The organism is Celeribacter baekdonensis B30 (genome assembly GCF_000299875.1).
Classification (GTDB): Bacteria; Pseudomonadota; Alphaproteobacteria; order Rhodobacterales; family Rhodobacteraceae; genus Celeribacter; species Celeribacter baekdonensis_A.
In genome coordinates this window covers 25,485-45,426 of record NZ_AMRK01000015.1, presented here as the reverse complement: position 1 = coordinate 45,426, position 19,942 = coordinate 25,485, and the positions used below count along the sequence as shown (strand labels likewise).

26 protein-coding genes are annotated in these 19,942 nt (G+C 62.9%); 6 read left to right on the top strand and 20 right to left on the bottom strand.

Going from position 1 to position 19,942, the window contains the following annotated elements; translation table 11 throughout:
- Position 1: 1 nt before the first annotated feature.
- Genes B30_RS18850 through trbB form a run of 3 tightly spaced genes read right to left on the bottom strand, consistent with a single transcriptional unit; the run spans position 2 to position 1,559 of the window.
- A complete protein-coding gene (locus B30_RS18850; RefSeq protein WP_009573786.1) occupies positions 2 to 283 on the bottom strand; it encodes a VirB3 family type IV secretion system protein in 282 nt (93 codons plus the stop codon).
- Positions 283 to 615: a TrbC/VirB2 family protein gene (locus B30_RS18845; RefSeq protein ID WP_009573785.1), complete on the bottom strand. Its 333-nt coding sequence runs from the start codon at positions 613 to 615 to the stop codon at positions 283 to 285. Before B30_RS18845 ends, B30_RS18850 begins: the two co-directional genes overlap by 1 nt.
- The gene (gene trbB / locus B30_RS18840) at positions 615 to 1,559 is read right to left on the bottom strand and encodes a P-type conjugative transfer ATPase TrbB (RefSeq protein WP_009573784.1); all 945 of its coding nucleotides are present in this window, start codon (positions 1,557 to 1,559) and stop codon (positions 615 to 617) included. Before trbB ends, B30_RS18845 begins: the two co-directional genes overlap by 1 nt.
- A gap of 423 nt (positions 1,560 to 1,982) precedes the next feature.
- On the opposite strand from trbB, the gene B30_RS18835 reads away from it, so the two are divergent.
- Positions 1,983 to 2,258, top strand: a complete 276-nt coding sequence (locus tag B30_RS18835) for a hypothetical protein (protein WP_040402992.1) — start codon at positions 1,983 to 1,985, stop codon at positions 2,256 to 2,258.
- Positions 2,259 to 2,265: 7 nt separating this feature from the next.
- On the opposite strand, the gene B30_RS18830 is transcribed toward B30_RS18835, so the two are convergent.
- The 16 genes from B30_RS18830 to B30_RS18755 form a co-directional block, all read right to left on the bottom strand.
- Entirely contained in the window at positions 2,266 to 2,694 is a 429-nt protein-coding gene (locus B30_RS18830; protein WP_009573782.1) for a hypothetical protein, read from the bottom strand.
- A 2-nt stretch (positions 2,695 to 2,696) separates the two neighbouring features.
- On the bottom strand, positions 2,697 to 4,682 hold the full coding sequence (locus B30_RS18825; RefSeq protein WP_009573781.1) for a conjugal transfer protein TraG: 1,986 nt from the start codon (positions 4,680 to 4,682) through the stop codon (positions 2,697 to 2,699).
- Between the two features lie 27 nt (positions 4,683 to 4,709).
- Entirely contained in the window at positions 4,710 to 6,464 is a 1,755-nt protein-coding gene (locus B30_RS18820; protein WP_009573780.1) for a relaxase/mobilization nuclease domain-containing protein, read from the bottom strand.
- A gap of 243 nt (positions 6,465 to 6,707) precedes the next feature.
- Positions 6,708 to 7,469 carry a lytic transglycosylase domain-containing protein gene (locus B30_RS18815; RefSeq protein ID WP_009573779.1) on the bottom strand — a complete coding sequence of 254 codons (762 nt, stop codon included), beginning with the start codon at positions 7,467 to 7,469 and terminating at the stop codon, positions 6,708 to 6,710.
- A gap of 2 nt (positions 7,470 to 7,471) precedes the next feature.
- Positions 7,472 to 7,807, bottom strand: a complete 336-nt coding sequence (locus B30_RS18810) for a DUF736 domain-containing protein (RefSeq protein ID WP_009573778.1) — start codon at positions 7,805 to 7,807, stop codon at positions 7,472 to 7,474.
- Positions 7,808 to 7,873: 66 nt separating this feature from the next.
- Entirely contained in the window at positions 7,874 to 8,416 is a 543-nt protein-coding gene (locus B30_RS18805) for a S26 family signal peptidase (protein ID WP_009573777.1), read from the bottom strand.
- Positions 8,413 to 8,934, bottom strand: coding sequence for a DUF2840 domain-containing protein (locus tag B30_RS18800; RefSeq protein WP_009573776.1), 522 nt, complete (start codon positions 8,932 to 8,934; stop codon positions 8,413 to 8,415). The genes B30_RS18805 and B30_RS18800 overlap by 4 nt, the downstream gene beginning before the upstream one ends.
- Positions 8,931 to 9,185, bottom strand: a complete 255-nt coding sequence (locus B30_RS18795; RefSeq protein WP_009573775.1) for a ribbon-helix-helix protein — start codon at positions 9,183 to 9,185, stop codon at positions 8,931 to 8,933. The genes B30_RS18800 and B30_RS18795 overlap by 4 nt, the downstream gene beginning before the upstream one ends.
- A complete protein-coding gene (parA, locus tag B30_RS18790) occupies positions 9,182 to 9,835 on the bottom strand; it encodes a ParA family partition ATPase (RefSeq protein ID WP_009573774.1) in 654 nt (217 codons plus the stop codon). Before parA ends, B30_RS18795 begins: the two co-directional genes overlap by 4 nt.
- On the bottom strand, positions 9,832 to 11,007 hold the full coding sequence (locus tag B30_RS18785; protein ID WP_040402977.1) for a replication initiator protein A: 1,176 nt from the start codon (positions 11,005 to 11,007) through the stop codon (positions 9,832 to 9,834). Before B30_RS18785 ends, parA begins: the two co-directional genes overlap by 4 nt.
- Positions 11,008 to 11,025: 18 nt before the next feature.
- Positions 11,026 to 11,307: a helix-turn-helix transcriptional regulator gene (locus tag B30_RS18780; RefSeq protein ID WP_009573772.1), complete on the bottom strand. Its 282-nt coding sequence runs from the start codon at positions 11,305 to 11,307 to the stop codon at positions 11,026 to 11,028.
- Between the two features lie 137 nt (positions 11,308 to 11,444).
- Positions 11,445 to 11,864: a DUF2285 domain-containing protein gene (locus B30_RS18775; RefSeq protein ID WP_009573771.1), complete on the bottom strand. Its 420-nt coding sequence runs from the start codon at positions 11,862 to 11,864 to the stop codon at positions 11,445 to 11,447.
- A gap of 46 nt (positions 11,865 to 11,910) precedes the next feature.
- Positions 11,911 to 12,219, bottom strand: a complete 309-nt coding sequence (locus B30_RS22825) for a transcriptional regulator domain-containing protein (protein ID WP_420042216.1) — start codon at positions 12,217 to 12,219, stop codon at positions 11,911 to 11,913.
- Positions 12,220 to 12,325: 106 nt separating this feature from the next.
- On the bottom strand, positions 12,326 to 12,595 hold the full coding sequence (locus tag B30_RS18765; protein ID WP_009573770.1) for a DNA -binding domain-containing protein: 270 nt from the start codon (positions 12,593 to 12,595) through the stop codon (positions 12,326 to 12,328).
- A gap of 99 nt (positions 12,596 to 12,694) precedes the next feature.
- Positions 12,695 to 12,943 carry a helix-turn-helix domain-containing protein gene (locus tag B30_RS18760; RefSeq protein ID WP_009573769.1) on the bottom strand — a complete coding sequence of 83 codons (249 nt, stop codon included), beginning with the start codon at positions 12,941 to 12,943 and terminating at the stop codon, positions 12,695 to 12,697.
- Positions 12,944 to 13,137: 194 nt separating this feature from the next.
- Positions 13,138 to 13,461: a DUF736 domain-containing protein gene (locus B30_RS18755; RefSeq protein ID WP_009573768.1), complete on the bottom strand. Its 324-nt coding sequence runs from the start codon at positions 13,459 to 13,461 to the stop codon at positions 13,138 to 13,140.
- 763 nt (positions 13,462 to 14,224) lie between these two features.
- Between B30_RS18755 and B30_RS18745 the strand changes: the two genes are divergently transcribed.
- The 5 genes from B30_RS18745 to B30_RS18725 all read left to right on the top strand — a co-directional run bounded on the left by B30_RS18745 (position 14,225) and on the right by B30_RS18725 (position 18,687).
- Positions 14,225 to 15,373, top strand: a complete 1,149-nt coding sequence (locus B30_RS18745) for a DUF3800 domain-containing protein (RefSeq protein ID WP_009573767.1) — start codon at positions 14,225 to 14,227, stop codon at positions 15,371 to 15,373.
- 68 nt (positions 15,374 to 15,441) lie between these two features.
- A complete protein-coding gene (locus B30_RS18740) occupies positions 15,442 to 16,578 on the top strand; it encodes a radical SAM protein (RefSeq protein ID WP_009573765.1) in 1,137 nt (378 codons plus the stop codon).
- Positions 16,575 to 17,156, top strand: a complete 582-nt coding sequence (locus tag B30_RS18735; RefSeq protein ID WP_009573764.1) for a 3'-5' exonuclease — start codon at positions 16,575 to 16,577, stop codon at positions 17,154 to 17,156. Before B30_RS18740 ends, B30_RS18735 begins: the two co-directional genes overlap by 4 nt.
- Positions 17,153 to 17,740 carry an AAA family ATPase gene (locus B30_RS18730; protein ID WP_009573763.1) on the top strand — a complete coding sequence of 196 codons (588 nt, stop codon included), beginning with the start codon at positions 17,153 to 17,155 and terminating at the stop codon, positions 17,738 to 17,740. The genes B30_RS18735 and B30_RS18730 overlap by 4 nt, the downstream gene beginning before the upstream one ends.
- Positions 17,741 to 17,742: 2 nt before the next feature.
- Positions 17,743 to 18,687: an aldo/keto reductase gene (locus B30_RS18725; RefSeq protein WP_009573762.1), complete on the top strand. Its 945-nt coding sequence runs from the start codon at positions 17,743 to 17,745 to the stop codon at positions 18,685 to 18,687.
- A 221-nt stretch (positions 18,688 to 18,908) separates the two neighbouring features.
- On the opposite strand, the gene B30_RS18720 is transcribed toward B30_RS18725, so the two are convergent.
- A complete protein-coding gene (locus tag B30_RS18720; protein WP_009573761.1) occupies positions 18,909 to 19,835 on the bottom strand; it encodes a DUF2493 domain-containing protein in 927 nt (308 codons plus the stop codon).
- Positions 19,836 to 19,942: the final 107 nt, after the last annotated feature.

The window sequence follows — 19,942 nt, the reverse complement described above, 5'->3', positions numbered from 1 at the left end:
TTCACACCGAGAGATGACCGGGAATGCGCAAATGGCGGCGCGCGACCTCGACGAAAAGCGGATCGCGCCTGGCCGCCCAGACAGCTGCGATGTGGCCAACGGCCCAGATCAGGATCCCGACCAGCCAGAGCTGAAGCCCGAGGCCGACCGCACCGGCGAGCGTGCCATTCAGAATGGCGACTGAACGCGGTGCGCCGCCGAGGAGGATCGGTTCGGTCAGCGCACGGTGGACCGGCACGCTGAACCCCGGCACCGCGTCGAGGGCCTCGAAACTCACCGCCATCAGATCAACGCCCCGCCACCGAAGCTGAAGAAGCTCAGGAAAAAGGACGAGGCCGCGAAGGCGATGGAAATCCCGAAGACGATCTGGATCAGCCGCCGGAAGCCACCGCCGGTATCGCCGAAGGCCAGCGTCAGACCGGTGACGATGATGATGATCACCGCCACGATCTTGGCCACCGGCCCCTCGACGGAGTCGAGGATGGATTGCAGCGGCGCTTCCCAGGGCATGGAAGAACCGGAGGCATGAGCGGCCGGGGCGATGAACAGGCTGACATAGGTGGCGGTGGCCGCGGTGGCGATGTGGCGGCGAATGCGCAGGGCGTGACGGATCATTAGAGGTCTCCTGGTTCGTGAGTGGTGGGTTCTGAAATGGCAGGTGAAATCCGGTAGTCGCCGTCCGGCCCGAGGCCTTCGACACGAGCGAGTTCGGCCAGACGACGCGCGGAACCGCGCCCGGCCAGGACCGCCACGAGGTCGATGGTCTCCGCGATCATGGCCCTCGGCACGGTGACGACGGCTTCCTGGATGAGTTGTTCGAGGCGGCGCAGCGCACCGATGCCGGAACCGGCATGGATTGTGCCGATGCCGCCGGGATGGCCGGTGCCCCAGGCTTTGAGCAGGTCAAGCGCCTCGGCGCCACGCACCTCACCGATCGGAATACGATCGGGGCGCAGACGCAGCGAGGACCGCACCAGATCCGACAGGCTTGCCACACCGTCCTTGGTGCGCATCGCCACGAGGTTCGGCGCGGCACATTGCAGCTCTCGGGTGTCCTCGATGATCACGACGCGATCGGAGGTCTTGGCCACTTCGGCGAGCAGCGCATTGGTTAGCGTGGTCTTGCCGGTCGATGTGCCGCCCGCGACCAGGATATTGGCACGTGTCGCAATCGCCTGCCGCAACGCCTCGGCCTGCGCTGGGGTCATGATCCCGGCGGCGACGTAGTCCTCGAGCGTAAAGACGGCTACGGCTGGCTTACGAATGGCGAAGGCCGGGGCTGAGACCACGGGAGGCAGCAGCCCCTCGAAGCGTTCGCCGGTTTCCGGTAGCTCCGCAGAGACGCGTGGGGACAGGCCATGAACTTCGACGCCAACATGGTGCGCGACCAGTCGAACGATGCGCTCGCCGTCCGCTGCGCTAAGCGTCTTGCCGCTGTCGGCCAGCCCCTCGGAAAGTCGGTCGACCCAGAGCCGCCCATCGGGGTTGAGCATCACCTCGACGGTCATGGGGTCGTCCAGAAACCCGGCGATCGCCGGCCCGAGCGCGGTGCGCAGCATCCGCGCGCCTCTCCGTATCAACTCTGGTCTCTGATCGGTCTTCGCCATGCCGGCCCCGTTCCCTTACGGGCGCCTCCAACAAGCTGCCCTGGATCGGGGTCGATTAAGAAAGCCGTAAAAGCCTAAGGCTCAACAGGTTTCCGAGGGGTGTAGTAGCGTGGCGTGTAAAGACAGGTGATCGGCGGAAAGCCGCATCGACCGGAACCACCCCACGCCTACTGGATGCGAGTTTCAAAACGCATTGCGACGAACCAGCTCCAACACCGGCCCGAAATGACATCCCGAAATTATGTGATGGACTGGATAAACAGATAGAGCTCGTTAGACTGCAGTGCCCACGTCTAAGTGGGATTGTGATGACCTCAGATTTTTGAAGGATTAGTTAGAAGTTCACAGACAGGCGAATCGAAGGTGAAAAGCGTGATGCATCACATAGTAAATACCGGAGAAACCATGCTGTTGGAGGGGCGGCCATTGTCCTTGGTGACACCCGCCGGCATCGAAGACTGGACCAAGAAAGGTATCCCTCACCGCCTGCGCTACGATCAAGTACGTGATCCTCGGAGTGGAAATCTGATGTATCGCTGCCTCTATGAAAAGGTTGGTGGCGGCATGCCTTATGTCCTTGTCAGTGACCCGGACACAGGTGACGGCGGCTTTGTGATCTTGTTTGAGCGTCTCCCTGATTCAGAACAGTAGACAGACCTCAGGTCGGCCCCCCTTCCACATCCTCCGATACCTCCTGCCGCAGCTTCGGCCCCTGGGCCAGGCGCCGACCGAGAGCTGAGATAAACGCCTCGTAGCGCTCCCCAGCCTTTGCCCGCGCCGCCTTGGCTGCGGGTTCCGGCAGGGCCGGTGTCGTCGCAAGCCAGAATCGGATGAACACCGCCAGGCTTTCGACGGAGATCCCGACATCGCGTTCCAGCCGGGTGATCCGCCTGTCAATCTGATCCAGGCGTCGGGCCAAAACCGCCTCGCGGCGCTCTGCGTCATCCGGAGAGAGGAAGGATGCGATCGCGGCCTCGGCCACCATCGATTGGGATCGATCACGCCGGGCGGCGAAGTCTGCCAGCATCTGCATGACCTCGGGATCGAGGTAGACCGAGATCTTCGTCTTCTTGCGGCTGGTGGTCATGATCAAAGCTCCATCCCGTCGTCGGGATTGAGGGAGACCTGACGCGCGACACCTCGCATCTGCTGCATGATGCGGCGATTGCGGACAGCGCCATCCTCTTCATCCTCTGGTGGGTCGAATTCAAACTCGTTCTCGAGAGGTGTCTGCCTGTCAACGGGCTGAGTCTGCGCCAGCTCCGGCTGAAGACGGCGCTCTGACGCAGTCGGGTCCTCATCCTCCGATCCCGTCTCGGAGACTGGCTCCGGCTCGTCGCCCTGCGTTGGGACGGCCAGACTGCTCCAGTCATCCTTCCCGGACGCGCCTTCATCCACTAGGTCGGGTGGCGGCAAGACCCGCTCAGTAAACCGCGCATCTTCGTAATACCGTGCTTTCGTCGCCCGGATCGGCGGCGTGCCAGCCACCATGACGATCTCGTCGGACGGCGGCAGTTGCATGATTTCTCCGGGCGTGAGCAAGGCCCGCGCAGTTTCCGATCGGGACACCATGAGATGGCTGAGCCAGGGCGCCAGACGGTGCCCGGCGTAGTTCTTCATCGCCTTCATCTCGGTGGCGGTGCCGAGAGCGTCGGACACCCGCTTGGCCGTACGCTCATCATTGGTCGCGAAGCTCACCCGGACATGGCAGTTGTCGAGGATCGAGTTGTTTGGGCCGTAGGCCTTCTCGATCTGGTTCAGCGACTGGGCGATGAGGAAGCTCTTCAGCCCGTAGCCCGCCATGAAGGCCAGCGCGCTCTCGAAGAAATCCAACCGGCCAAGCGCCGGGAACTCATCGAGCATCAGAAGCAGCCGATGACGGTCGTCCTTGCCCTGCAAATCCTCGGTCAGGCGTCGGCCGATCTGGTTGAGGATCAGTCGGATGAGCGGCTTGGTGCGATTGATGTCCGAAGGCGGCACCACGAGGTAGAGCGTGACTGGTCGCGTGCCCCCGACAATATCGCCGATCCGCCAGTCGCAGCGGCGCGTGACCTGTGCGACCACGGGGTCTCGATAGAGGCCAAGGAAAGACATCGCCGTCGAAAGCACACCGGAGCGTTCATTCTCGGACTTGTTGAGCAATTCACGGGCGGCACTGGCGACCACGGGATGCGGCCCCGCCTCCCCCAGGTGCGACGTCCGCATCATCGCGCGTAGCGTCGACTCTACAGGACGCCGCGGGTCGGACAGGAAGTTGGCGACACCGGCCAGCGTCTTGTCCTTCTCGGCATAAAGGACATGCAGGATCGCCCCGACGAGCAGGCTGTGGCTGGTCTTCTCCCAGTGGTTTCGCCGCTCCAGACTTCCCTCGGGATCGACGAGAATATCGGCAATGTTCTGGACATCGCGAACCTCCCACTCCCCACGGCGCACTTCCAGCAGGGGGTTGTAGGCCGAAGAGTTCGGATTGGTCGGATCGAACAGCCGGACCCGACCGTGCCGGGCCCGGAACCCTGCGGTCAACTGCCAGTTCTCCCCCTTGATGTCATGAACGATGGCCGAGCCAGGCCAGGTGAGAAGAGAGGGAACGACGAGCCCTACCCCCTTGCCGGATCGCGTCGGCGCGAAGCAGAGCACATGCTCCGGCCCATCGTGGCGCAGATATTCCCGCTCATAGCGACCGAGGACCACACCATCCGGGTCAAGCAAACCGGCCGCCTTCACCTCGCCTTTCTCGGCCCATCGGGCTGATCCATAGGTCGCGACGTTGCGGGCCTCGCGGGCGCGCCAGACCGACATGGCGATGGCAACACCGATCGCGATGAAACCACCCGAGGCGGCGATGATCCCGCCCGTCGCGAAGATCGGCGGCGCGTAGGCCTCGTAGAAATACCACCACCAGAAAATGGCTGGAGGATAGTAGACGGGCGTCCCGAACAGCACGAACCAGGGCGGGCCCAGCTGCGCCTGATAGCCGAGGCTCGCGGCCACGTATTGCGTCGCGCCCCAGGTGGTGGCCAGAATGATGAGGAAGACAATAGAGATCTGCCCCCAGAGGATCTTGGTCGCGGACATGACTGTCGGTCCTTTCCGGTGTTTTGATCAGAGGCCAAGGCCGCGCTTGCGGCCAAAGTCCCAATCAACCCCGCCGTCCCCGCGCGCGACGCCGGTGACATCCCGGTCGAGGTGCTTTTCGAGGGAGGGGGACCAGGGCACGAGCTGGAAACCGAGCGCGCCGTCCGCGCCATAGCCCTCGATCATCGCAAAACGGCCCGAAGCCAGTGCGAGACGCTCGCGATAGAGGCCGCTGACGTAGTCACCCGGATCCGCCTTGTTGAACGGTAACCCGGTTTCCGCCGAGAGCTGCGTGCCAACCGCCTGCAACTCCCGGTCGCGCAAGGTTCCGAGCAGACGCCGGGCCAAGACCACCCTGCCGCCCTGCCGCTCGGCGAGCCCCTCCGAGATCAGATGATCGGCCCGGGCTTCCAGGGCCTGCCGGACCTCGGCACCGAAGCCCCGGTCCGACAGAGCGAGCGGGTCGCGCGCGATGGCCTGCCGGTCGAGCCAGGTGGCCCCCGACGCGGAGACCTGCGCGGCAAGGTCCAGGTCGGACCGGGCCGCCAGTGCGACACGACGCTGGCCGCGCGCATCGTCATAGGTGCGGAGTTCTACGATCGAGCCGGGAGCGCTGTCGCCGGCAGCGTCGAGATGAGGCAGACGGATATGGTGGCTCCGGCCATCGACACCATCGACGACGGCATAGGCCGTCCCTTTCAGCTCGTCATCGAGACCCCGCTGGACCAGACGACCGATGACGGGAACATCGAGCCTCTCCGCGGCAAGCACAAAGCTTGAGGACCCGCGCTCGATCCCGCGTTCCGTCAGAGCCCGATGCATCCGCTTGATGATGTCGCCACGCTCCCCCATTTCGCGCAGGACCACCTCGGCATCGTCCCTGATATGCCATTGTGCCTTGCCGATTTGGTCAGCAACGCCGAGCACTTCCAGCCGGCGCAGACGCCCGACCTTCAGCTGGTGAAGCGCATCCGGCTGCCGATCCGCATCCGGCGCCATGTCGAGGATGCGCGAACGCCCCGCATCCCGCAGCAACTGACGATCGAGCTGCGTCCAGCGCTCGGCCCCGATCTGACGTTCAAGCGTCCGGCGGATGTCGAGATCGCTGCGCGGGCCCAGTTCCTGGGTGATGAGATCCCGTACCCTGTCGCGCATCCCCTCCTTGATGTAGTCCCGCGAGATCACGAGATCCTGGCCGTCGTCGCGCACGCCCCGGACGATCAGATGGACATGCGGATAGGCGGTGTTCCAGTGGTCGACGCCGACCCAGTCAAGCGACGTGTCGAGATCCTGCTCCATCCGCCCGACGAGATCGCGGGTGAAGGATTGCAGGTCGGACATGTCCGGCGCGTCATCGGGCGAGACGATGAAGCGGAAATGATGACGGTCATCGCGACACCGCCCGGCGAAGGCCCGGCCTTCGGCATCCTCCGTTTCCGGACCGAAGAGCCTGGCCTTCTCCCCGTCCCGGGTCACGCCGTCCCGGCGCAGGTAATCGAGGTGGGCTCCGAGAGGCGCGGACGTCCCGCTGTGCCGCACCACACGCGCCTTGACCACCGCGCCGCGCGTGCGGGCGGTGATGAGGCGGTTGGCCTGAATGCTGGCGCGCTGACCGCGCCCGAAACGGGACCGATTGCCCGGAGTGACGCGCCCGGCCCGCGAGACACCACCACCGGCCTTCTTCGCCGCAGCCAGGGCCTGTGCGACAAAGGGCCGGGCCTGCTGCGCCCGTGTCGAACGGATACGCCCCGGGCGGATGCGGAACTCGCGATCATCGGGCATGGGAAATCCCCGCACGGTGCGAAACAGCGATCATTTTCAAAACCTTAGGCGGATAGCGCACGGTGCGCGCATGCGCCACACGGTGCGGAACGCAGCAAAAACATGAACAAAAACAACCGCCCAACCGCCGCGCACCGTGCGCCCTTTTATCCTGCCATCCTTCGGTCGTGGTGCCCGCCTCCACCCCTCGCGCCCTCCAAGACACGCCAGAGCACGACGGAATGCGAAGTGTCGTCGCGCGGGTCATGGCCGGACCTCACCAGTCTCCCGCTGGACAAAGAGGCCTTCAGGCTGCGGGGTGATGCCCGTCTGGGGCGACGCCGGGACGGGTGAAGCAGCGCCGCCGACGGTCCGGTGAGGCGACACAGAACCGATCGCAGACGCGCCGTCGTCGCGGCTGATGAAGAGCGCCGCCTCACGCCAATCGAGCGGCCGGGCTGCAGTGACAGCGATGCCCGATGGCCGCTCGCCAAGCAGAACGGGCGCAAGCGCAGCGACATAGGCGCGTGTCTCGGCGGGCAGCGGACGGTCCGCCAAGCGGTATTCGTCGTAGCGGGAGGGACCGGCGTTATAGGCGGCCAGCATCGCCGCGACATTGCCGTAGCGATCCCACATCTCGCGAAGATAGGCCGTGCCCGCGAGGATGTTGTCACGCGGATCAAAAGGGTCTCGGCCGAGGCCATGACGGATGCGCAGCCCGGCCCAGGTGTCGGGCATGACCTGCATCAACCCCATCGCGCCAGCGGAAGAAACCGCACGCAGATCGCCCGCACTCTCTGCCCGCATCACGGCCATGATCCATGTCGTCGGAATGCCGAAGCGCTGCGATGCCTCGGTGACTTGGGCGGCGTAGGGATGCGCGGCGATTGCGTGTTCGGGCACACCGGTTTGCGCCAAGAGCGGCTGCGTGGCGGTGACCGGGATGAGGAGGCCGGAAAGAAGAAGGAGTATGCGGCGGCAGATGCCACCTCTCCCCGAGGCGGGACGGGTGCAGGACATGATCATCGTCAGTCCCGCTCATCGCGCTTCTTCGGGCGGGTCCAGTGCAGCCCCCAGTCCCTGCCCTCCTCATCCGACTGGAACAGGCGGGCGCGGATCGGATGCCGGAAAACCGGATCATCGAGCAGGACCGAAACGAACGCCCCTGCGGTTTCGCCTGTGTGATTCCAGCCCGCGCCAACCTCCGGGCCTTCCTCGTCACCGAGATGAATGCGGTAGGCGGGAGCTTTCTCTGAATCGACATTGTCTGTGGGAACGAAGGTCAGTTCCAGGTCGAGAGAGAGCGTACGCAGTTGTCCGGCATAGCCAGACGGGGTGCGGGTGAATTGACCGATCTGTGGCATTGGAGGCTCCTTCCTCATGCGGTGAATGGGAGGCAGGCCGCTGGCACGTCCCGCCATAAACGCGCGTCACCGCTCCGGCGCGTGCCAGACGAGGCGGCCATCGCCGCCCTCGTCGGTGAACAGTGGACTGGCCCGGCCGATCACTGCCGAGGTGGGGAACGGACCGAAGTAGCGGCCATCGAAGCTGTCAGAGACCGCCGGGTTCATCAGGAACACCTCGCCCTCCGCGATGGTGCGGCAGCCCTGCCAGACGGGAAGATCACGGCCCTCGCTGTCGCGCTCTCGCGCCTCCCCCAGGTGTCTGCCATCGACGGTGATCGCAGCGCCGTCACGGCAGACCCGTTGTCCCGGCAGCCCGATGACGTGCTTCAGGATCGGTACATCGCGACCGACATAGCCGCGCGCGACCATGAAACCTGCAAAGGGTTCGGGCGGCATGACCACGACCAGATCTGGCACCTCGAGCCGATCCGCCGGCGCGATGGCGTAGAGACCAATCGGCACGCTGGCCGAGGCGTTCCAGACCAGCCGAGGTGTAGTCGGAATGCTGCTGACGATGACGGTGGCGAGCGTCGCGACCGTCGCCATGATGTAGCGGGCACGGGTCATTTTCCGATCTCCCGGCGCCGGAGCCATGCGGCATGGCGTTCCGCCGTATAGGCGCGCGGCGCTTCGCCCGCCTTCATCCAGTGGGCGACATGGCGCCAGTGGTCGGGATCGACCTCGGCAGGGTCGATCCCGAGACCCTCGATAGCATCGACATGGCGCAGGACCTCTTCGACCTTGGGCCAGCCTTCGATCTTCAACAAAATCTCGCCACCGGGACGCACGCAGGGCAGCGTCTGACAGGCGCTACCAGGCGCGATCGCGCGCACAATGTCGATGCGCGAAACAACGGTTCCGTAGTCATTCGCCGCCCAGCGGACGAAGCCAAACACGGCGCCGGGACGGAAGAAGACGATGCGGCGGCTGCGGTCGAGGATCTGCGTTCCGGCCTCCTGGCCGAACCTGATCCAGAACTCGATCCGCTTCTCCACCCAGGTCAGTTCCACGCGCGTCAGCTCGCCGCCGGAATGGGCGTCGAACGATCCGTCTCCGGTCACGCCGGGGATCACAAAGCCGGTCATTGAGGTTCTCCTTCGGGTTTCGGATATTCGCGCCCGAGCAACTCGCGCAGCATGTCAGCGACAGTGACGCCTCGGCTGAAAGCTGCGACCTTGATGCGACCGCGCAGGTCCGGGGTGATGTCGATGGTAAGCCGGGCCGTATAGATCGCCGCCGCGCGACCGTGTGCGGATGGCGCCTCGCCAGCCTTGATCCAGGTCTCGGCATCGACTGGCCGCGCGGCGAAACCACGCTTGTCATTGCGCCCGGTCATACCGCCACCTTCCCAAGACCGAGGCGCCCGATCTCAGACGTCAGCGCCGCGATCTCTCGGGCAGCAGGCGATTGACGGTCGATGTCACTGGCGAGGCGACCGGTTTGCGCCGCATCTGCAAAGACGACGCGCTGACCAATCGTGCTGGCAAGCACAGGAGGATTGTGATCCGCCAGCGCCTCGGCGGTGTCCCGGGCGATAACGGTGCGCGCGCCGCAGCGGTTGAGCAGGAAGCGGGCGACAAGTTCCGGCCGATAAATGCGGGCCTCCCCAAGGAGGGACAGCATCTCGGCAGAGGCCCAGCCATCGAATGGCGAGGGCTGTACCGGGATCAGCACCAGATCGGCGGTGAGCAGCGCTGAGCGCATGAGCCCCGCAACACGCGGTGGGCCATCAATAACGACATGATCGACTGTGCGGGCAAGTTCGGGGACTTCGCGGTGCAGGGTGTCACGGGCCAGGCCGAGGGTGCCGAAGAGCCGCGGCAGACCTTCGCGGGCGCGTTGCTGCGACCAGTCCAGGGCGGAGCCTTGCGGGTCGGCATCGATCAGGGTGACGCGCTTGCCCTGTATCGCCAATTCGCCAGCAATATGGAGCGCCAGCGTCGTCTTGCCGACGCCACCCTTCTGATTGAGCAGAGCGACGATCATTCGCCACCTCCCGGCAATTCGAGAGGAAGGCGGGGCGTATCTGGATGATCGGAGGCTGCTGCGACACCCTGATCGGAAGCCGTTCGCGGCACCGATGGGGCGACGGCTGCCTTCGTCTTACCGGCCTGGCTGAGGCTCTTTGCGGTGGCACGGATGAGGTTTTCCACATCACGCGCGCGCTCTTCAAAGTTAGACTCTTTGTTAGACTCTAAGTTAAGGGGGCGATTTCCGCTTTTGCTTCCGTGCGTTACCCCCTGTTTGGGTTCCTGATAGCACGAGCCTTCGGTTCCTGATAGCACGATAGCCCGGGTTCCCGATAGCACGAGCCCATTCACAGGTTTTCCACAGCCCGGAGCAGGCTCGAAAGCCAGCAGCTTGCGGCCACCAACCTCTGTCTCGAGAAAGAGCGTATAACCCGGCAGCGGCTGCCGCCGGATGATGTCGCGAAGCTCGAAGGCGAAGCGCTTGAAGGGGGACAGCGCCCCGGACTTCTGGTGAAGATGATGGAAGTCGAAACGCCAACCTTCACGTTGCCTGCCACCATGCTTGCGCACCAGGCGATAGAGCCAACGGTCGAGCCCGCCAGTCAGGTCGAAATACGCCCGATCAATGGTGAGGATGAGTGCATTGTCGAGCACGGCCTGGTAGAACCAGTCGGGCACGATCAACTCGATGCCGTCCGGGCGCCCCTCCCTGTCGCTGCGCTCCTGCCATTCGTTGATCCAGGAGAAGCGATGGCGACGTCCTTCCGCCGGCTGCCGGATCGAGGTGGAGATCGTCGTCGACTGGAGACGATCCAACGCCGCCTTCAGACGCTGATAGTCCCGCGCACCGGTTCCGCGACCGACATAGGTGAGGATCTCGTAAGGGGTGGCGGCCATCAGCCGGGAGGTGCGCAGCCCCGCGTCACGCGCCTCGACGATCTGGCTCGCCGCCCAGATCAGGATGTCGGCATCCCAGATTGTGGCCATACCGTGATCGGGAACCGCCTCGACCCGGATGCTGACGCTACCAGCGGCAAAGTCGATCGGTGCGACCCGTTTGGATTTGGCGAGGGAGAAAAAGGGATAGGCCATGAGGTCTTGCGCATCTCTTGGGGCGAAATCCCCGGGCAGCGCGCGGAACAGATCGAGCTGTCCACGCTCGGAACGGGGTCTGCGTCCATCAGTCATGAAGGTGTCACCCCCACGTCAGCGCACGAAGCGGCCGGGCTGCGGGAGGTTGGGGAGCGTGTGGCGTTTCGCTGGCAGCACCTGCCCGCGCGGGTCGGAAGTCGAGGTGACAGCGCCGCGTCCGACCCAGGCCTGCAGGTCCTCGATCGCATAGACCACGCGGCCGCCCAGCTTGTGGTAGGCGGGACCGGTGCCATAGGTCCGGTGCTTCTCCAGCGTCCGAGCCGACAGGCTCAGGAACTGGGCGGCTTCTTTGGTGCGCAGATAGCGCGGGGGAAGTTCGGTTGAGATGGCGGACATCGGGCGTCTCCCTACAGTGTGTGACCAGTGCCGCGAAACAGCGGCTGATGACGGTCACGATGGCGAAGCGCGTCCGGTCAGATGCAGTGGGAAGGTAGCAGGGGTAAATCCGCACACCGCGGCGCGCGATCGCCGACCTAGAGGCGGCGCTGGTGGCGAAGGAGCTTGCGATAGCCGCCGGCGATCAGGTCACGCCCCTCGCGAAGGAGGCTGGAGACGGCAAAGCGGGCCGAGGAGACCTGCCATTCATCGCGGTCCAGGCGACCGGTCTGGAACAGGACCTCGGCGATCTGCTTCTGGGTCGCGCCATGGAAGGCGGCATCCGAGGCTTGAAGGACACGCCGGAGGCGCGCTTTCTGCTGCGCGGTCAGACGGGTGTCGCGGGGGATGGATCGACGGCGGTGCTGGTTCGCCAGGAGCCGCTGGATTGCTTCGATGCGGTCGAGACCCTCAGGGCCAAGAGGAATGGTGGCCACAAGCCTGTGGCGGGGCCCCGAAGGTGCGACAAGATGCAGGTACGTCCCGTCCAGCAGCCTGTAGCGCAGGTGCTCTCCCATGGGGGACGGTCTGCCCGTCGAGGCGACAATGTCCTCGCCAAGACGATCAGCCTGCCCGCCAAGTGCCTCGGGGGCGGCAACGAGCACCACGGCACTCGTGTCGACCGCCGGACACCAGAACACCTCCGCAACGGAGGCGGGCAGCCCGGGCCGGATCGGGAAAGCACAACCCCCATCGACGGCCGACCTGATCCATCAGATCAACCCTCTCCGGGGGTTCTCCTGCGAGCTTCGCGTAGTCATGCTGATATTCGGGATTGCGGCGCAGGCATTCCCAGCCGAGGTCCGGCGCGGCCAGATCATCGAGATAATCATAGGCCGCCTGGTCACGCCAATTCGAGCGATCAGGATGCATGGCATCGCTTCTCCCCTGGGTTGATCACAAGAAAGGATTCCAAGAGATCAATCACTTGGGAAGCCCACCGCAAGGCATCAGGTGATGCGTGAGACGCATCACCTTCTCAGCCGGTTCGCCCCGCGGCCAATTGCCGATACCCTTCCGAGCTCAACCAACGCGCACGTTCAAGATGGGCGTCATGAACGAGGCGCACCCGCTCCGGCTCTTTCTGCGCATCGAGACCCAGGATGATCTGCGCCGCCTCCTGCCAGCTCGCGCCCTCGCCTGCGGCATCGAGCAAACGCATATACTGCGTCATGTGACGACGGTCATACTCCGTCACCACGGCTCCTTGCGGCGGTACATCCTGCAAGCTGCTGATCGTCACGCGCATCCCCACGGCGTTTGCTGCAAATCCCTAGCACAGCCAGTTGACAGTTTTGTGAGCGCGGTAATAGCGCAATTCGGCTCTCTGCAAAACCTGCCGGAAAGGTCAGGCCTTCGAGGCAGCCTTCGCCTGCACATGCATCACTCCAATCCCCTGGTCGGAGTTCAGGAGCAGAATGCCATTCGCTTCAAAAGCCCGTCGAACCTGATCGCGCGTGGTCTCGTAGACCTCGAGCCCGCTTTCGGACTCAAGGCGCTTGAGCGCGGTCAAAGATACCCGGGCCTCATCCGCCAGCTGCTCCTGTGTCCAACCAAGAAGCGCCCGCGCGGCCCTTGATTGTCGGGCGGTGATCATGCAGATCACCTCCCATCCGGCCCGGCGCAAACGCCAGAACTACGACTATAATAGTCGCTTATCAGAATTTCACCATCAAAATTCTGACGTGTTTACATCGCGTTTTCGCTTTCTCGCCGGAAATTTCGGGAACTGATTCGGTTGCCCGGTTTAGCGGTCGGCCCCGGCCTTTCGACCGGGGCCTCGCGACGGCGTTATTCGCCGCGGCGACCGTTGGGGCGGGACCAGATCAGAGCGTAGCTCTCGCCGTCCTCGTCGTCGAAGAGGTTGGCGTAGATCGGGGCGGTGAAGCTCGGATCGTCGAGCTTGAGGCCCAGATAGTCGCGGCCCTCGCCCGAGCGTTTGGACCAGGCGGCGCCGATCTCTGCGCGGCCGACCAGGACCCGGTGGCTGGGGGCGTTCTCGCCAGTGGCGCGGGTGTCGGGAACGATGCGCACGCCCTGGACCTGGACGCTGAGGGTGACGATTTCGCCGGTGAATTCGTTGCCGGTCTTCTTGAAGGTGCCGATGGTCGCCATGTTAAGTCTCCGTTTTCCGTTTCCGGGTCCGCACCATTGCGGCCCGATGGCGATCGACAGGCCGGAGACGACAGGCGGCGCACCCCCGCTTTGCCGGGGGCTGGACAGCAAAAGCAGAACTTTCTTGTCTCGCGCGGAATGGGCGCAGCCCAGGGGAAGAAAGTTATAGCGGCGCTGTTGCGCCAAGCCGGTCGAGGCGTAGCCGAGCTTCGGCCAGATCAGGCCATTGAAAGGGCCGTATGGAGCGGAGATGGGACGGACAAGGAACGGAGACGATGGCGACCGCGGATGCTCATCAGCCTGACCGGTCTTTCCACCGGCGGGTTTGCTCGCCCGCGACAGGCCATACGCGTCGTTCTCCAGACGCCCCGCCCGACCTGCCGCCCGCGATCACAGGTGCGACTTGCCGCTCGAACGGTCCGCCTTTCCCACCGCAGGGCCACGGGCCACGACGCGGGTCACACGCAGATCCGCGCACCGTCCCATACCGGCATCCTGATGATCGGGATGCTGCGTTGCCACATTTGTCCTAACGTTCTTTCGATGAGTGGCGCAGTGAAACGCGCGTTATGGATGCCATAATGCCACGGTAGCTACAGAAATCATAAGACCAGGGTGGTGGAGCTCACCACGGACCTCGGGAGTTCAACCGGGTCGAACTGGGCAGTTGAAAGTGCAATGGCTACTAGCTGGTCAAATGATCAACGATCGTTCAGGTTGGAGCAAGTGACTTTTCGAACAGGCATAAGAGGGCCGTCAAACCATGGGACAGACAGGAGCCCTCATCGACCGTGCCCATTCTGCGCCCTTGGCATACTATATCGATGAAAGCGGAAATACTGGCGATCTGACCAAGGCAGGGGTCGAAACCTACGGCTTTGAGCAGCGAATGTTCACGCTTGCCGCTGTGGGCTGCGACCTCGACGATGCGTTCATGGAGAGGTTCAATGTCCTCAGGACAGCGCATCGTATCCAATCTCCAGAAGTGAAATCTCGACAGGCCTATGAACGGCCACAATTCGTCTCCGACCTTCTCGATCTGCTCGAGGAGCGCGGTTGCCCGATCTTTATCGAGGCCGTTGACAAACACTATTTCGTTATCGCGAATATCATAGATCGGATCGTCGTTCCCTATCTCGGGGCATGCGACGTTCAGCCGCGCTCGCTATGGATGAAGGGGGTGATGGCGGATCATATGGCGATTTACGGGCCGCCTGAGTTAGCCCAGGGCTTCATCGCTTGCTGCCAGAGCCGTGATTACGTCGAGGTCCGCGACTTCTACAAGCAGATCATCCGGTGGGCTCAGACAAGCCAGCTTCCAACTGAAGGGGTTGCCGATGCTTTCGTCCGCTTTACCCGTGACAGCCTCAAGGATTTTCGGAAGCTTCCGAAGGCAAAGGCGGTGGCGAGTGCACTGCCGATCCCGGATACCTCACCAAAGGGCAAGCTGCTATGGGTCTTGCCAAATCTGACATCCTTCACCCACGTTTATGCCCGGATCAACCGCTTCCTAGAAAAGCAGGTCTCGGGCGTGACGCTCTTCCATGACGAGCAGCTTCAGTTCGGAGACGTCCTACGCCAGAATAAGGGGTTGATGGAGAGTTTCAACGCCCTAAACATGCAGCTGCCGCTCAAGACGGCGGATTTCGAGTTCTCAGCATCTGCGGAGCTGGAGTTCGTTTGCTCTCACGACACCATCGGCATTCAGGTTGCCGATGTCCTCGCGGGCTTTGTTTCTAGATACATCCAGCAGGCTGTCTGGGGTGGAATAGAGATGGATGCTAACAGAATGGCCATATTCAACCGAATTGTAGATACCGGTGAGCGCGAGCGGGGTACAGGGATGAACATCGTAGCCCCAGAAAGTCTGCTCCGCTTTCTCGGCATAGCGCCACGCGCAAATTATATATAACCGCCAATACGGAATAGAAATATCCGCCCTTCTGGCGAAAAGGACACGGGATCGAGGAGGAAGTTGCAATGGAAGCGGTTGGTGATCTGGAGCGGGAAAGGCATCTTAGAAAAGCATCCAAGAACCTACCGGCCTCCCTTCGCAATGTCGTAGAATACCGGAAATCCGGCCTCAGTCTGAACCACGTTGTCGGGTGCCCGCTCGATTGCGGCTACTGCGTACGGCATATGTTCGACAACTTCGAGATGAAGCGGCCCCACCTCGTGATGGATGATGAACAGGCTGTGAGCGCGTTGATCGCGCATTGGGCATTTGTCCCCCATGTCACCCCCGTCCAGATATTCAATCGCGCGACCGACCCCTTTCTGCCTCTCGTGAAGCAGCACATGCTGCACACTCTCGAACTGCTCGATGGGCACGGGTTCGGAAATCACGTGCTAGTAATCACCCGCTGGAAGGTCACGCCTGAGGATGCCGAGCGCCTTGAGCGCCTGCGTCATCTCAAGGTCACGGTTCTGGTGACCTGGTCTGGCATCGCGGACCCTCGTCTCGAACCGGTCGATAGCGTAATCGCGGAAAGGTCGCTTGAGGTACTTTGCAAGCATGCCGACCGTACAAAGAGGATCCTCTACTGGCGCCCTATAATAGCCGGTGTGAACGACACCGATGAATGTATCGCCAGGGCCAGTGCGCTGTCGCGCTTCGCAGACGCCACTGTCTTCACTGGCCTGTTCCATCGGGAGCAAATCCGTGCACACTTTCGTTCTGCAGGCGTCGAAGACCTCTATCATGACGTGCCTAGGCGCAAGATCCTCCCGCGCGAGGTCGAGCAACACATCCTGCGCCGATACTTTGGCGCTCCGATTTTCCGCAAGACCTCTTGTGGTATCGCCTACGCGCACGGCGAAGCCGATTACAACGGTCATTATGGCATCCGGGAAATATGCGACATCTGCCCGCCGGACCAGATCAGGATCTGCGCGGCGGGACACCGGAGGCCCTCACCCGACCGGCTGTCTTCGCTCGTCCAGATGGTCGGTCTGGACCTTGGACGGATTGAAATAGCTGAAGGAAAGGTGATTGTTGAGGACAGCACCGAGCAGCAGCGCTATTTCATCCAGCATTCCTTGGGGTTCCAGGTGCATGATCGTACGCAGCCGCATCTGCCTGAGCGACACGGCCGCGCCGAGGAGGGCTGGAATTGAACGAGATAATGTGGGCTGTCGATGTCGAGGGCAGCGGGAAATCCCCCCCTGAGATCGTCGAGTTGGCGATCGCCGAGATGAAGGGGCTGACCCTGACCGGGCGCCGCAAGCATTGGCGCTTTAAGCCTAAGAAGGGAATCTCCCCGATGGCGTCCCACATCCATGGGATCTGGGATGAGGACGTGGTCGATGCGCCCGATTTCGAGGATGTGGCCGATGACGTCCTAATGTGGCTCGAGGACAAGGCCATCGTCGGTCATAATGTCAAAGTCGAGGTAGACATCCTCAGCCAGGCACTTGAAGGGTGGGAACCCACAGCGGCCTATGACACGTTAAAGATCGCGCGGCGCATACTCCCCGCAGAGGAGAAGCATGGGCTGGAGTACCTCGGATCCAAGCTGGGCCTGAGCCCACGGGCTGAGAAAATCACCGGCGGGAACAGCCACTCAGCTCCCTTTGATGCGGTGTTGTCAGCTATCCTTCTGGACCATATGCTGCGTGACCGGACAGAGGAAGACCAGCGCGCGATTCTTGCCGGTGCGGACATTCTCGACAGCGCCCAGGGCTCGTTTCTATGAGACGCTCACCATTCCGGATTGCGGTCGCAGGAACGCATTCCACCGGCAAGACGACCTTCCTCAAACGGCTGAAGGAGTTGTTTGAGCAGCGCGGGCTTGCCGTGGTCTACGTCCACGACAGCGCGGCCAATGCCAAGGAGAAAGGCTTCCCGATCCTTGCGGACCATACCTTTGAAAGCACGGCCTGGCTGATTGCGAGGGCCATCGAGCTGGAAACCGAGGCCACCATCTCGGCAGACGTCATCCTAGTGGATCGTCCTGTTACGGACGCTCTCGGATACCTTCAGGCGGCGCTCCTGCACACCTCCAGGTCGATAGCACCCGCCCGCTTACAGGCACTGGAGAGGATCTGCGAGGCTTGGGCGCCCGAATACGATCTCGCCTTCGTGACGGTCCTTGATCCATCCGTCGAACTCGGTGAGGGGCGAGACAGGGATGTGCTTTTCCGCGTGAGGGCCGCCGAGGAGGTGGCCCGAGTGGTCGACAGGTTCATGCCCGACCGCCACCTTCTTCGCCATGGCGGCGCGGACGCAGCCTTGGCGTTCGCCATCGCAGCTTTCGACGACCAACACCGCGGTGTCTGAATATGGCCCGCGAGCACAATGATCCTGCTAGGATCGCTGAAGACCGGGCGATCGCCCTCGCGGGAAAGCGCCGCATAGGCCTCGGCTGCATGGCGCTGACCGGGATTTATGGAGCCGTTGACCGTGAGCAAGCCGTCGCGACGATCACCGCAGCCCTGGACAACGGTGTGACGCTCTTTGACACAGCACCGCTGTATGGCAACGGCGCTAACGAAACGTTGTTGGGCGAAGTACTCTGCGGCCTCCCCAATACGACCATCGTCACCAAGTTCGGCCTCTATTCCGATGCTGGGGGTAGTCTATATCGCGATAGTCGGCCCGAAGCGATCAGGCAGTCGGTCGAGGCCTCATTGAGGCGCTTGAAGCGTGATCGTATCGACCTTCTTCTCCAGCATCGTACCGATCCCGATACGCCTGACGACGTAGTTCAGGCCTGCATCGAGGAACTAATCTCCACGGGCAAGGTGGGCGAGTTCGGGCTCTCCAGCGTTTCTGCCGACCAAATCTCAGGGCGGCCGATGGAACACACCCTTAGCGCTGTTCAGAACGAGCTGTCCTTGGTGACCGGCCAGAAGATCGAGGAAGTCGCTGCCGCCACGGCGCGGGGAGCCTGCTTCATGGCCTTCTCCCCATTGGGGAGAGGTATCCTGACAGGTTCAGAACCTTCAGAGCCAGATGATCTCAGGACATCAATGTTGGCTTTTGCGCAACGCTCTACAAGCGGGAATCCGCATCGCGATGGTTCTGGTAGCGAAATGGAGTTTAGGGAGTTGGTCTCCGCGCCCCAGGCGTTGGCATGGGTTCTGGCTCAGGGTGCCAGCGTAGTTGCGATTCCCGGCTGTCGGTCCCCGAGCCAAGTTTCCGTGATTTTTGACGATCTCGATGGCCTTACCACGGTCCGTTCCCCTTTCATCCAGGACAAGATCGCTCAGAACGCGTCAGACTGAAGGCACCTGGTATGCCGTGAGCTGAATCTCCTGCAGTTGGGGACCTCTCCTTAGTGAATGAACGGATGATAGGTTCCCAAGAGCTGCCCCGGGAATGGCGGCGGCGAGTGCGGAAGAGCGGATGTTGTGAATGATGGCAACCTGGTCGGGCTCCATCAACCGGACAGCCCGGAGACGGCCCCAAACCTGCCGTTCCAGTGTGTTTCAAAGAATGGCAGCGCTCACGCGCTGCCCTCCGCCAAGCGGTAGACCGGGATGCCCTTCTTGCGGGCCTTGTCGGCGAGGTTTTCCTGAATGCCGGTGCCGGGGAAGACGATGACCCCGATCGGCATCGTGTCGAGCATCCGGTCGTTGCGCTTGAAGGGCGCGGCCTTGGCGTGTTTCGTCCAGTCGGGCTTGAAGGCGACCTGCGGCACCTTGCGGTTGTTGGCCCAAGTGGCGGCGATGCGTTCGGCGCCTTTCGGGCTGCCGCCGTGCAGAAGCACCATGTCGGGGTGCTTGGCGTGCACCTGATCGAGCCTGGCCCAGATCGTGCGGTGATCGGTGGTGTCGCCGCCCGAGAAGGCAATTTTCGGCCCGGCGGGCAAGAGCACCTCATTGTCGGCCTTGCGTTTGGCGGCGAGGAAGTCGCGGCTGTCGATCATGGCCGAGGTCATCTGGCGATGGTTGACCCGTGATCCGGAGCGCGGCGACCAGGGCGTGCCGGTGCTGCGCAGGTAAAGGTCGGCGGCAGTGTCGCGGAAGACCTCCATGCTGTCGCGGCGCTCGATCAAGTTTTGTCCGATGCCGATGAGGGTTTCGAGCTGGACCGATTTGACCTCGCTTCCGTCCTGTTCGCGCTGAAGGCGCTTCTGGGCCTGCTCGTTATCGTCGAGTTTGCGTTCGATCCGCTCGACGGCGCGGTGGAAGGTATTGACGGTGGACCACATGATCTCGTCGAGGTCGAAATCGAGGCTGGTGTCGGCCATGGTGGAGATCAGGGCGTCGAAGATGTCGGCAACCGCGCCCTGGATGGCGGTATCCTCGGGCGTGATCCGAGGATCGGCCTCGCCCTCGGCGGGATGGTAGCCATAGAGTTCGAGCGCTTCGATGACATGGCCGGTGGGAGACGTGCTGTGATCGGGTTCGAATTCGTCATGAGCGTCCATGGGATGCGTCCTTCGGCTGGACCGCGACCGTCGCGGCCTTCATGGCGACGACAAGCCCACGGGCGTTCCGGTCTGGCAGCCCGAGCCCTTTGCGAGGGCCTCGATGG

Coding starts and splice junctions, on each gene's coding strand:
- B30_RS18850 (WP_009573786.1), bottom strand. CDS start 283: ATGGCGGTGAGTTTCGAGGCCCTCGACGCGGTGCCGGGGTTCAGCGTG.
- B30_RS18845 (WP_009573785.1), bottom strand. CDS start 615: ATGATCCGTCACGCCCTGCGCATTCGCCGCCACATCGCCACCGCGGCC.
- trbB (WP_009573784.1), bottom strand. CDS start 1,559: ATGCTGCGCACCGCGCTCGGGCCGGCGATCGCCGGGTTTCTGGACGAC.
- B30_RS18835 (WP_040402992.1), top strand. CDS start 1,983: ATGCATCACATAGTAAATACCGGAGAAACCATGCTGTTGGAGGGGCGG.
- B30_RS18830 (WP_009573782.1), bottom strand. CDS start 2,694: ATGACCACCAGCCGCAAGAAGACGAAGATCTCGGTCTACCTCGATCCC.
- B30_RS18825 (WP_009573781.1), bottom strand. CDS start 4,682: ATGTCCGCGACCAAGATCCTCTGGGGGCAGATCTCTATTGTCTTCCTC.
- B30_RS18820 (WP_009573780.1), bottom strand. CDS start 6,464: ATGCCCGATGATCGCGAGTTCCGCATCCGCCCGGGGCGTATCCGTTCG.
- B30_RS18815 (WP_009573779.1), bottom strand. CDS start 7,469: ATGATCATGTCCTGCACCCGTCCCGCCTCGGGGAGAGGTGGCATCTGC.
- B30_RS18810 (WP_009573778.1), bottom strand. CDS start 7,807: ATGCCACAGATCGGTCAATTCACCCGCACCCCGTCTGGCTATGCCGGA.
- B30_RS18805 (WP_009573777.1), bottom strand. CDS start 8,416: ATGACCCGTGCCCGCTACATCATGGCGACGGTCGCGACGCTCGCCACC.
- B30_RS18800 (WP_009573776.1), bottom strand. CDS start 8,934: ATGACCGGCTTTGTGATCCCCGGCGTGACCGGAGACGGATCGTTCGAC.
- B30_RS18795 (WP_009573775.1), bottom strand. CDS start 9,185: ATGACCGGGCGCAATGACAAGCGTGGTTTCGCCGCGCGGCCAGTCGAT.
- parA (WP_009573774.1), bottom strand. CDS start 9,835: ATGATCGTCGCTCTGCTCAATCAGAAGGGTGGCGTCGGCAAGACGACG.
- B30_RS18785 (WP_040402977.1), bottom strand. CDS start 11,007: ATGACTGATGGACGCAGACCCCGTTCCGAGCGTGGACAGCTCGATCTG.
- B30_RS18780 (WP_009573772.1), bottom strand. CDS start 11,307: ATGTCCGCCATCTCAACCGAACTTCCCCCGCGCTATCTGCGCACCAAA.
- B30_RS18775 (WP_009573771.1), bottom strand. CDS start 11,864: ATGGGAGAGCACCTGCGCTACAGGCTGCTGGACGGGACGTACCTGCAT.
- B30_RS22825 (WP_420042216.1), bottom strand. CDS start 12,219: ATGCATCCTGATCGCTCGAATTGGCGTGACCAGGCGGCCTATGATTAT.
- B30_RS18765 (WP_009573770.1), bottom strand. CDS start 12,595: ATGCGCGTGACGATCAGCAGCTTGCAGGATGTACCGCCGCAAGGAGCC.
- B30_RS18760 (WP_009573769.1), bottom strand. CDS start 12,943: ATGATCACCGCCCGACAATCAAGGGCCGCGCGGGCGCTTCTTGGTTGG.
- B30_RS18755 (WP_009573768.1), bottom strand. CDS start 13,461: ATGGCGACCATCGGCACCTTCAAGAAGACCGGCAACGAATTCACCGGC.
- B30_RS18745 (WP_009573767.1), top strand. CDS start 14,225: ATGGGACAGACAGGAGCCCTCATCGACCGTGCCCATTCTGCGCCCTTG.
- B30_RS18740 (WP_009573765.1), top strand. CDS start 15,442: ATGGAAGCGGTTGGTGATCTGGAGCGGGAAAGGCATCTTAGAAAAGCA.
- B30_RS18730 (WP_009573763.1), top strand. CDS start 17,153: ATGAGACGCTCACCATTCCGGATTGCGGTCGCAGGAACGCATTCCACC.
- B30_RS18725 (WP_009573762.1), top strand. CDS start 17,743: ATGGCCCGCGAGCACAATGATCCTGCTAGGATCGCTGAAGACCGGGCG.
- B30_RS18720 (WP_009573761.1), bottom strand. CDS start 19,835: ATGGACGCTCATGACGAATTCGAACCCGATCACAGCACGTCTCCCACC.